Here is a 10,948-nt window from a genome sequence, read left to right as displayed (position 1 = left end):
ATTATTTCTTCGCTCAAGTGTTTAACTTTATGGACAACGGAAAGAGTGCGGTAATAACCGGCAAGAGCTTTCATCGACCAGAATCGAAAACGTACTTTTTCATCGATAAAAGACCAGAACCATTTGAAGAGCGCTTAGAAAAACTTCTCGAACATGAACACGTATTACCAGACCTGTATGAAAACCTTAAGGTTGTGAATTAAACGCCTTATCTAAACCAAAGCCAGCAAAACTGCTGGCCTAAAGTACGTAAGTTGAAAATGAAAAGGTCAAACAATCAAGGTTTCTTAATTAGATACCAATACCCACAAAGGCTCAGTCAATGGCGAGAGTCCTTTGCTTCCCAATTTAAGCCGATTGGTTGGCATTGTATTTATCACCTTAGCGCTGCCAACTTCTTACACCTTGGTTTTTGTTGCTTTTTTGAGCTTCATGGCATTCAAGGAGTTTTTGTCGATAGTACCAACTCGTCTAACCGACCGTAGGGTGATTTTTTGGGCGTATCTTTCCATACCGTTCCAATACTATTGGTTATCCATAGAATGGTACGGCATGTATATTATCTTTATCCCTGTATACATGTTTCTTTATCTGCCAATGGTCGCTGTCATCATCGGTGATACAAAAGGATTTATACGTTCGGCAGGCATCATACATTGGGCATTAATGCTGACGGTTTTTTGTGTCAGCCACATGGCTTACTTGCTAGTTTTACCAAGTAAAAATCCATCAGCAGGCTCAATGGGAATGTTGCTATTTTTGTTGGTGTCGACTCAATTTAACGATGTATGCCAATACGTCTGGGGCAAAGCCTTCGGTAAACATAAAATAGTCCCTAAAGTTAGTCCCAATAAAACTTGGCAAGGTTTTCTAGGAGGTGCATTAACGACTATTGTTGTTAGCTATTTTATGGCTCCTTACCTCACTCCATTAACTGCAAGTCAGGGGCTCATCGCCGGAATCATCATTGCATTTAGTGGCTTTATTGGTGATTTGGTCATTTCATCGGTAAAACGAGATCTAAAAATCAAAGACACAAGTTTATTTATTCCCGGACACGGAGGGATATTGGATAGGATCGATAGCCTAATGTTCACTGCACCACTGTTCTTCCACTACATCTATTATCTACATTACTAAAGGAGGTAAGGTGAGAATATTTAAATTTTTGTTCGTACTTTTATTGGTTAAGCCTCTGGTTTTCATCGGCCTTGGGCTCAATATCATTAACCGAAAAAACCTCCCAGCTAGCGGACCTATAGTTGTCGCAGCTAACCACAACAGTCATTTAGACACTTTAGTTTTACTCGCTCTATTTCCCATCGATATGGTGCACAAGGTTCGCCCAGTTGCTGCGGCTGATTATTTTTTAAGGAACAAACTTACGACTTGGCTTTCACTTAATATCCTTGGCATTATTCCTATTCAGCGTTCACCAAGTCAGTCTCAACGTGCTGCTATTTTTGAAGAGTGTCATAATGCATTGAATGAAGGTGACATTTTGCTCATTTTTCCTGAAGGAAGTCGAGGCGAGCCTGAAGTAATGAGTGGCCTCAAAAAAGGCATATACCATTTAATTAAAGACCATCAAGATTGTAGTGTCCTTCCAGTCGTCATGCGCGGCTTGGGCCGCTCTTTACCAAAAGGGACCGCCATGTTTGTCCCTTTTAATTGTGATGTCGTATTGGGAGAACCTATCAAACATTTTTCAAGCGCAGATGATTTTCTGATTTGTATGGAGCAGCAATACACCGATTTAGCGCAAGAATGTATTGTCACAAATTTCGAATAGCCTTCATTATCCTTACTACGGAATGTGAATGAAAATAGAGAAATCAAGCTTTCACTATTAACAACAATTGAAACTACAAGTAAGTTTGATTCAAACACTCTAAGGAAAATTTGCATGGCTAAAAAATTCTTTATCGGCTTCGTCCTTCTCATTGGCTATTTTCTAATACCATTTTTACTCGTTAATATCGGGAAAGATTGGTTATCAGAGTCCACCCTAATTGGCATTGCTGTAGTAAGTGCTGTTGGCTTCTTTCCTTTCTTTTTTTTCATTTCTCGTAAAGTCTTTGTATTTAAAGCCTTACATGGTAATGCAATTAATGAAGGTGAGCTTGTAGACAAGATCACTCAAATCAAAGTCAAAGACTGCCACTTTACCGTCGAACAGCATGCTGATGTTCTAGTATTAACATCACCTTATATGGATGCAGATTTCATTTCTGCCTTCCAAGCTAAAAAGATAAAAGAAACTTACTACATGAAGCTCTGGTTAGACGAAAGCAAGCACTTAGTTCAATTTAAAGATCATCTTGTTTCCAGTAAATCAGTCGTTGGGGCAGATGGTTTTTCATTTGAAGTGAGTGGAAACTCTGGCTATGTCTCTTCGCAAATCTATCTTCTGGATAGTGAGTTGAATTTAGTCAAATTTTCCAACAGTCAGCTGCATAAAGAACTTGTTAAGGTTGTGACTGAAAATGGCTGGGATCTTAGGTTAAAAATGTTCTAGAAGAATCCCTGTAAATCATATTATTAGCGTAACTTGTAGTAATTCGTAAAAAGTTAAAGCTCCGCACTACAACGACACAGAACCCAAATCAATCAAAAATGCAAGAGGAGCAATGTGCTCCTCTCTTTATAACTTGATCGTTCTTCAAGTTTGTGTCAGTTTTTTCTGAAACACGCAGTTTGCCCTTAAAACTCCCTCAAACCATGCGTAGAATCCCGCCATGTTATACGCATGGTTGAGTTGTATTTAGGGTAAAAACCAATGAGATTGTTGTCTGGATTCTCGTCAAAAGAGTGGCTGATAACGGCTGTCGTACTCGGAGGCATAACCGCGTATGCTGTTTATCACTCCAACCAACGTACTTCTGATGCCCGCACAGCCGCCATCCAAGTGATCTTCGCCGACATGCAGTATCACGTTTCTATTCTCAATCAGAATGCGAAAGCCTTTAAGCAAGACCAAGGGGCCGACCAATGCGTCTTAACCGCCGCAGGGTATCAAGAGTTTTACAATGGCTACCCAGAAACCCAAAGTGAGTGTGGTGAGCAGGTCAGCTTCTTCGATAACCTAACCATCACCGATGAGATGAAACAGACAGATTTAGTCTTCATCGAGAACAATCAATACTCCATGGTTGGGTATGGCAATGACGAATCACCACAAGCGCTCATGGCTAGCAGATGCTACGCTTACTACCGAATGGATGGAAAAGGCGCTGATGGACACAGCTTTAAGGTTGATACCTCTCGCTGTTAAAGCAGGCTTAACGTTGTATAGAACAAGCTATAGAAATCAAAAAGGGAGCGTTGTGCTCCCTTTCTGCTATTTTCAACCTGAGTTTACGCTTGGCTGAGTGTCACTTCTTCCAATGGGAAGTGCGCGCTAGGCTCAACGAACTCTTGTTGTGCTGCAATGGTTTGCAGTTCCCATTCGCCCGCTTGGTAAGTCGCGTTAAGTACGCCGTAGCAAGCATCGTGACAGTGTTGGAACGCTTGTTTTGGCGTCCAACCTTTCAATAGACCAGCGGTGAAAATTGCCGAAATCAAATCGCCAGCGCCTACGGGTGCTTTAGCAAATTCAAAATGAGGACGCTTCGCTAGGTAAGTGCCTTCTGACGTCGCAAGTAGCATATTAAAGCTGTCATCTGACAAGCAGTAAAGGTGCTTCACCAACACTACTTTAGGGCCTTTTGCTAGCGCACGCTGACAAGCGTTAATCGCGTCATCCAACGTGTGAATTTCCATCTCCGCAAATTGGCTTAGCTCGAACTGGTTAGGCACGATCACATCCGCCATTGGCATTAGACGATTCAACAAGTTTTCTGCAATACCCGGCGCCACAATACAGCCTTTGTCTGGCGCGCCCATCACTGGGTCACACACATAAAGTGCGTCTGGGTTTGCTTGTTTTACTTTGGAGACGGTTTCTTCAACTGCCAGACATTGCTCAGCACTGCCTTGATAGCCAGTCAGAACCGCTTGGCACTTTTCTAGCGCACCAATGTTGCCAAGACCACGAACCAGTTCGCTGATGTCATCAGCCGAGAACGCACGCCCCGTCCAACCTTCTTGGTACTGGGTGTGGTTAGAGAATTGAACCGTGTGAATAGGCCACACTTCAAAGCCCATGCGTTGCATTGGGAAAACAGCACTGCTGTTACCAGCGTGACCAAAAGAAACATGAGATTGTATAGAGAGGATACCTTGCATAGTACCAGACCTCTTCTTGTTGTTATCAATAGTTCAAAGACAGCGGCGAGCGCCAGATTTGCGAAACCAGTAGTGTATCCGACAAACCAAGATTCTCTAACTCAATTCTAGCCTTCTTCGCTCGAATCGATTGGAGAGCTGGTTTTCAGTACCATTTTCTTAATTTCCATTTTGTCTTTATTGAGCGCAATTTCGAGGGTGTCCCCTTCCCTTATCCCGAGCTCAGTCAGGATCACGCTTGGAATGACTACGACGGTATCGTCACCGATTTTAACAGGTTGGCTAATCATCTTTCGTCCCCCAATTGTCGAAAATGAGTTTTCACGTTATGAGTGGTGTTGTGTCCTCAACTTACCTAGTGTTTCAAATCAAAAGGTTATGGATAAAAGCAAAAGAGCCCTCCACACCGCGTATGGGAAGGCTCGATTGAAAAAACTTAGTTCACGAGAGGTTCATGCTTAGAAGCAATCAGACCGTACGCACTCCAACCTAGGAAGGTAACGATTGAACCCCACATCATGGCTTCGTAGCCAGAACCGTACAATGCGTAGAAGCTGTATAAAGAACCGACTAGCGCAATGATATTCGTTGTCTTCATCTCGCGCTCAGGCACGTGCGCCACTTGCTGCATGATGAAGATTGCGCCCATACATAGAATGTAAGGAATAACGTTCGTCACTACGGCTAGGTTAACCAACGCTTCAAATTGCTCGTTCAATGTTGGCGAGATGGTCATCAAAGACAACACCGATTGGATAACCGTGATGGCCACCATACCTTTGATTGGTGTGCCGCGTTTATCAACTTGTGAGAACAGTTTTGGGAAGAAGCCTGCATCTGAAGATGATTTGAATACGGACGCGATAGTGAACTGCCACCCCAGTAGTGAACCTGCACAAGCAAGAACCGCCATGCCCGCAACCACTTTACCAGCCGTAGAACCTAGCATCACTGTCCATACTGTTGAGAATGGCGCGGTAGAGGCAGCAAGTTCAGAGTTCGCTACGATACCAGAACAGATGTTGGTTGAAACAATGTAAACCACTGCCGCAATCAGCGTACCGCCCAATACTGCGATTGGTACGTTCTTCTCTGGGTTTTCTACTGCTTCTGAGTTCGCACAAGCCGATTCAAGACCTAGGAATGCCCAAAGTGTCATCGCGATCGACGCACTTACCGCTTCACCAAATGGTAGGTGGTGTGGGTTCCACGCTTCTACGTACATGGTTGGGCTAAAGTAGAACCAACCAACAATGCCCAAAGAACACACAGGAAGGATAACGCCCCAGACCGTAAACGAGCCGATTTGACCAGTGATCTTCGCACCACCAAAGTTAGCGAAGGTACAAATCCAAAGGATAGCGATGGTGTACAGACAGGTCTCGACTGGCGACAAGGTCACTTCGAAGAAAGCCGAGCCATAACCGACACAGGTGATCGCAATCGCAATGTTGGCGATCAACAAAGACAAGCCATAGGTCCAACCCGCCATAAACGCACCCGATTTACCAAACGCGTACGACGCATAACCGTTCATACCACCGTCACGTTTGCTAAAGCGACCACATTTTGCGAATACATAGGCAAGAGCCAATGAACCCGCCGCAGTAATCAGCCAAGATAGAATCGAAATCGTGCCCACTTGTGCCAGCTTACTTGGCAGCATGATGATGCCCGAGCCAGCCATGTTAATGAATGTCAGAATGGTCAGCTGCACCACCGACATTTTTTTGGTTTCAGTACTCATAAATTATTCTCCACGAATAAACGGTTCGCACCGCGACAACCAAGTCACGATGCGAACGGGGTAGATTAATCTTTAAGGGCGTAGCAATGGGCGGTGGTGCGGCCATTGACGTCTTCTAGGTACACACCTTGAATCTCTGGTGCGAAGCCTGGGAATCGGTTGATGCCTTCTTCTAGAGATAAGAAGTAATCGACCACTTGTTGAGTCCAGATTTCGCCCGTGATCACACAGATAATGCCTGGAGGGTAAGGAAGCGCACCTTCTGCTGCGACACGACCTACCGCTTCTTTCAGAGGTAAGTAATCACACTCACCGCGGAAGTATTTGCGTGTTGCCACATCTGGTTTGTGCACCATAGTTGGGAAGTATTCGCTACGGAACATCGCTTTTTGTAGCTGTTTCACGTTCAGCTCTTTGTACATGTCATGCATTTCCTGACATAGCTGACGGATGGTGTAGCCGCGGTAGCGCTCTTTGTTCGCTTCGTAAACACGAGGAAGCACGATGTTTAGCGGTGCATCATCACGAATGAATTTTTCGAAGCGGTTAATCTGCGCCACAAGATGACGGATCTTACCCATGTCCTCTGCTGGAGTTAGCAAGAACAAGATAGAGTTCAAGTCACACTTCTCAGGGATGATGCCGTTCTCACGTAGGAAGTTAGCCAATAACGTTGCAGGAATACCAAAGTCTGCATAGCTACCATCTTCAGCAATACCTGCTGTAGTGAGTAGCAATTTACATGGGTCAACGAAGTACTGACCTTCACCGTAGCCTTCAAATTTATGCCAGCTTGCGTCTGGCTCGAACATGAAGAACTTCTTATTGGTTGCGATAAGATCGGTGTCGTAACTGCCCCATGGTTGACCATCAACTTGGTCAGGAATGAACGGACGAATCAGCTCACAACTTTTCAGGATTTCTTTGCGTGCTTCGATACCCGTCTTAACCGCATCACGCCATAAGCGCAGACCCGCTTCACCATCGTGGATCTTCGCGTTCACATCCAATGCTGAGAACAGCGCGTAGAATGGCGAAGTGGACGCGTGCATCATAAACGCGTTGTTGAAGCGTTTATGGTTACAGTAACGAGCCTGACCTTTGATGTGGTGGTCTTTCTTGTGGATTTGCGAGGTTTGAGAGAAGCCAGCTTGTTGCTTGTGAACAGACTGAGTCACGATCACACCCGCATCTTCTGGTTTCAGATCCAGTAGCAGTGGAGAACAGTCTTTCATCATAGGAATGAACTGCTCGTAGCCTACCCATGCTGAGTCAAATAGGATGTAGTCACAGAGATGACCAATCTTGTCCATCACGTAACGTGCGTTGTAGATGGTACCGTCGTAAGTACCTAATTGGATGATCGCAAGACGGAAAGGACGTTCATCACGAGCACGCTCTGGTGACACTTTCGCGATTTGAGCACGGATGTATTCTTCATCAAAACAGTGCTCATCCATACCACCGATAAAGCCCCAAGGGTTACGTGCCGTTTCTAGGTAAACTGGCATACCGCCCGCTTGGATCAATGCGCCGTGGTGGTTTGATTTGTGGTTGTTACGGTCAAACATCACCAAGTCGCCCTCGGTCACTAACGCGTTACAAACCACTTTGTTTGAAGCCGAAGTACCGTTGAGGACGAAGTAGGTTTTGTCTGAGTTGAACACTTTTGCTGCGTGCGCCTGAGCTTGGTGAGCAGAACCTTCGTGGATCAGCAAGTCACCTAAATCAACGTCCGCGTTACACAAGTCACTACGGAATAGGTTTTCACCGAAGAAATCGTAGAACTGTTTACCCGCTGGGTGTTTTTTGAAGAACTGACCGCCTTGGTGTCCTGGACAGTCGAATGCAGAGTTGCCCATTTCCACGTAGTGAGTCAATTGTTTGAAGAAAGGTGGAAGTAGGCGACATTCGTATTTGGTGACAGCCTCATTGATTTGGCGACCGTAGTATTCGATTGACTGTCTTTCCAAATCGATAACGCCGGTTAACCATACGTAATCTTCTGCTGAAACTGGGTTTTCATCTGTGACCAAGAAAACCGGAATGCCATAACCCGTTTCAGAAATAATTTTGTGTAGACCAGCCTTAATATCTGCAGAAGTAATAATTGCAGCGCCAACGTCAGTTAATTCGACGTGCTCTAGTGGTTTTAAAGTTCGGTTAAATTGCTCATCCAAAGATTCAGATAATAAACTGAAGTCTTCTGGCATGTAATTACTAACACCGATAATTAAACGTTTCATTTGAAATATCTCTTATTTGTTCTGTAAAGACGACAAGCACAGATATTACAAGTGAAATTAATATTTAAAATTCAAAAAACAAATTTCGTGATTATTAGTTCATAATTAAAACTCTTATTTTCTCGAAATAAAATTTCGCGATCTTTATCACTTTCCTTTCGATAAGCCAATGATATTGAATTTTGGTTTAAATTGAATTCAGGTGAAGAATTATGTGACCTCACCAGTTATTATTAAAAAAGGAATCAAAAGAAAATAAAATTTTGCGATTTTCATCACTCTATATTTAACTAGATTGATTTATTAGCAATAATAAACACAATAAATACGCTTATATTTAACAATTTATAAACCATAAACAAAAAGCCATCAACATTTCTGCTGATGGCTTTTCACGTTATTGTTTTTTCTTTGGTGCTTTCTACGATAAACGTAGAGATCAAGTCTAATCAAACAAATGGCTATCGAGTTTAACGCCGTTATTCGACCACAATTGATACCGTTTCACCGCATTACCTGACGAATACATGGTGTGCTTGCAGTCCATACATTCGACAAAGTACAGGCCACTCATGCCAGCCATGACATGTAACCTTCGGCTGTCACAGCGCTTACACGACAAGCGTTGCACTTTACTGTTGACATCGACACGGCGAGCAAAGTTAAGCGTTTCATGGGAACACAAGGCATCCATCGCACTGTCTTTAAACGGGTGCTCACTGAGCAAGTGATTGATGGCGTAATCGTACACCGGGGGAATCGATGTTTTGCCGTTCTCTATATTGGTTATCTTAGCAACGGAAACACCCAACAAAGATGCAAATTCCACTTTGCTGTATTCCAAGATAAACCTTGAAGAGATGAACTTATCTGCACTAATGATTCTCAACATACACAAATCTCTAATGGACATAAAAAGAGCATGACGTTGCCCCTTTATGTTGAAAAGGATAATAACAGGTTGCTTCTTACTGTATTTATACGCAGAGTGTGCGCTATTTATATTTTTTGGTATATTGCGCTTAATTTAGTTAAAGATCAACAGACACTAATTAAAACCAAAAATAGAAATTAAGATTTAGTAATATAAAACTTAATACCAAATATTAGTTAAAGTAATGAGTGTCATTAGAAAAACATTATTTAAGCTAACAAATTATTTTCATAGCTATAGTACGAGCTAATCAATAATAACGGATTGGAGCTTAATTCATGTATTTGCAGCAAGGGGGGATTTCCCTCTATTTATCGATTTATATAAGAATAGATTGGTGGCAGGTAAAATTCTGTTGAAGCTTTGCATGAAGATCACTCAACAATTATGCAAGCGATAGAATAAAGAAGAATTTGAGTGATAAAAAAGCCTCACGAATGAGGCTTGTTGAGATTCTGTGGCTGTAAAAAGTTTTGCGTAAAATCGAGCACTTCTTTGGAAGGTTGTTTTGGTGGAGGAGCAAACTCTTGTTGAACAGGTATCTCCGTTTCAAAGTTCAACTCTGGTGTGTCACCGAGAAGGCTTGCTTCATCATGATGTTCCTCACTGAGCAGCTCGTTTAGCTCCTCTTCACCAGGGAAGTAAGCTTCACGTTTGTAGACCTTGTTCAATGCACGAATGATGGAATGCTTCTTCACAACACCAGACGCTAACTTTCTTTGTAGCGGCTTAGCAATTGATTGTAAGCCAACCACCACATCTACACCGATGTTGCTGGCAACCTCATCACGTACAACTCTCGCAGGCTCATAACCCATGTTCGCAGACAAGAACAACCAAACGTAAGCAATCGCGTTACCTGTTTTTCCGGTGTCTTTCCAAGCTTCACCGGCATGATACATGGCCTCTGCACTGCCACATTCTGCTGCTCGTTCTAACCAGTAGCAGCCTTTTACCATGCTCTTCTCAGTACCAATGCCATTGAGGTAACAAAGGCCAACTTGGATTTTGCCATCCGCACTGTCTTGTTCTGCGGCTTTCATAAACCAAAATAAGGCGTCAGCTCGCTGACCTGATGTATTTTCTGGTGATAACTGCCACTCACCCATATACAGCATGGCTGGAATGCAGCCTTCATCAGCAGCTTCTTCGATTAATTGGTGACCTTTAGGAATGTTTTTCTCTGTGCCACGCCCAAATACGAGCGCTTTACCAGTGGCAAACTTCGCCTCAACATCCCCTTCTAAGCCCGCAATCGCCGTGCGCCAAAAGTTGGCTTGCTCTCTTAAGATCACGTCTTCACGCATGCGCTCTGCCAAACGAACGACACCGTACATGCCGGTAACGTTATCCAGTTTGGCGGCTTTGTCGTACCAATACAGAGCTTGCTTGATGTTTTCTCGTTCCGCTTCTTTTGCTAAATAAAGAATGGTCGGCACATGACCCGTTTCCGCCTTAAACGCACGTTCTTTACGTTCTTGCTCTCGCGCTTTTTGCATCGCCTTGCGATACGCCGCCTCGCGCGCTTTCCTCTCTGCCTCGAGACGTTGCTTTCGCATCGACAACGAGATCATCCAAACAAATATCAGGATGAGTGAAAGGCCAGTTGCTGCAATAGCAATGCCCATACTACTCATAAACCGCCTCTTTTAAATCGGGCCCATAAGGATTTCCCCTTCGATAGGAAAATCTTGTAAATTCGAATTTGGGTGTCAATACGCTCACGCAATGAAGCGCATACCGTCTCCATTATATAACGACCGTGTAAGTAAAATCTGAAGTTTACATGTCATG

General features: G+C 43.6%; 9 protein-coding genes and 2 pseudogenes. 5 read left to right on the top strand and 6 right to left on the bottom strand.

The window, feature by feature from the left end; translation table 11 throughout:
• The 5 genes and pseudogenes from QTO06_RS22920 to QTO06_RS22900 form a co-directional block, all read left to right on the top strand.
• Positions 1-203 (top strand): annotated as a pseudogene (locus QTO06_RS22920) (hypothetical protein); the annotation flags it as partial.
• Between the two features lie 154 nt (positions 204-357).
• Positions 358-1,140: pseudogene (locus QTO06_RS22915) on the top strand (phosphatidate cytidylyltransferase); the annotation flags it as partial.
• A 10-nt stretch (positions 1,141-1,150) separates the two neighbouring features.
• Positions 1,151-1,792, top strand: a complete 642-nt coding sequence (locus tag QTO06_RS22910; protein ID WP_331409962.1) for a lysophospholipid acyltransferase family protein — start codon at positions 1,151-1,153, stop codon at positions 1,790-1,792.
• 114 nt (positions 1,793-1,906) lie between these two features.
• A complete protein-coding gene (locus tag QTO06_RS22905) occupies positions 1,907-2,518 on the top strand; it encodes a hypothetical protein (protein WP_331409961.1) in 612 nt (203 codons plus the stop codon).
• Between the two features lie 261 nt (positions 2,519-2,779).
• The gene (locus QTO06_RS22900) at positions 2,780-3,274 is read left to right on the top strand and encodes a type IV pilin (protein ID WP_331409960.1); all 495 of its coding nucleotides are present in this window, start codon (positions 2,780-2,782) and stop codon (positions 3,272-3,274) included.
• An 83-nt stretch (positions 3,275-3,357) separates the two neighbouring features.
• Here the strand turns inward: QTO06_RS22900 and pdxY are convergent, their stop codons facing one another.
• From pdxY to QTO06_RS22870, 6 genes are all read right to left on the bottom strand, one after another.
• Positions 3,358-4,227, bottom strand: coding sequence for a pyridoxal kinase PdxY (pdxY, locus tag QTO06_RS22895; protein WP_331409959.1), 870 nt, complete (start codon positions 4,225-4,227; stop codon positions 3,358-3,360).
• Between the two features lie 107 nt (positions 4,228-4,334).
• The gene (locus tag QTO06_RS22890; protein WP_005447373.1) at positions 4,335-4,517 is read right to left on the bottom strand and encodes an AbrB/MazE/SpoVT family DNA-binding domain-containing protein; all 183 of its coding nucleotides are present in this window, start codon (positions 4,515-4,517) and stop codon (positions 4,335-4,337) included.
• A 146-nt stretch (positions 4,518-4,663) separates the two neighbouring features.
• Positions 4,664-5,974: a putrescine-ornithine antiporter gene (gene potE / locus QTO06_RS22885; RefSeq protein ID WP_005437812.1), complete on the bottom strand. Its 1,311-nt coding sequence runs from the start codon at positions 5,972-5,974 to the stop codon at positions 4,664-4,666.
• 65 nt (positions 5,975-6,039) lie between these two features.
• Entirely contained in the window at positions 6,040-8,220 is a 2,181-nt protein-coding gene (gene speF / locus QTO06_RS22880) for an ornithine decarboxylase SpeF (protein WP_005429232.1), read from the bottom strand.
• Positions 8,221-8,665: 445 nt separating this feature from the next.
• Complete coding sequence (locus QTO06_RS22875; protein WP_009706527.1) at positions 8,666-9,112, bottom strand: helix-turn-helix domain-containing protein; 447 nt, start codon at positions 9,110-9,112, stop codon at positions 8,666-8,668.
• A 473-nt stretch (positions 9,113-9,585) separates the two neighbouring features.
• Complete coding sequence (locus QTO06_RS22870; RefSeq protein ID WP_331409957.1) at positions 9,586-10,791, bottom strand: tetratricopeptide repeat protein; 1,206 nt, start codon at positions 10,789-10,791, stop codon at positions 9,586-9,588.
• Positions 10,792-10,948 lie beyond the last annotated feature (157 nt).

Source organism: Vibrio sp. M260121 (assembly GCF_036533715.1).
Lineage (GTDB): Bacteria > Pseudomonadota > Gammaproteobacteria > Enterobacterales > Vibrionaceae > Vibrio.
Note: the sequence above shows the minus strand (reverse complement) of the source record. Positions and strands in the feature narration are given on the sequence as shown.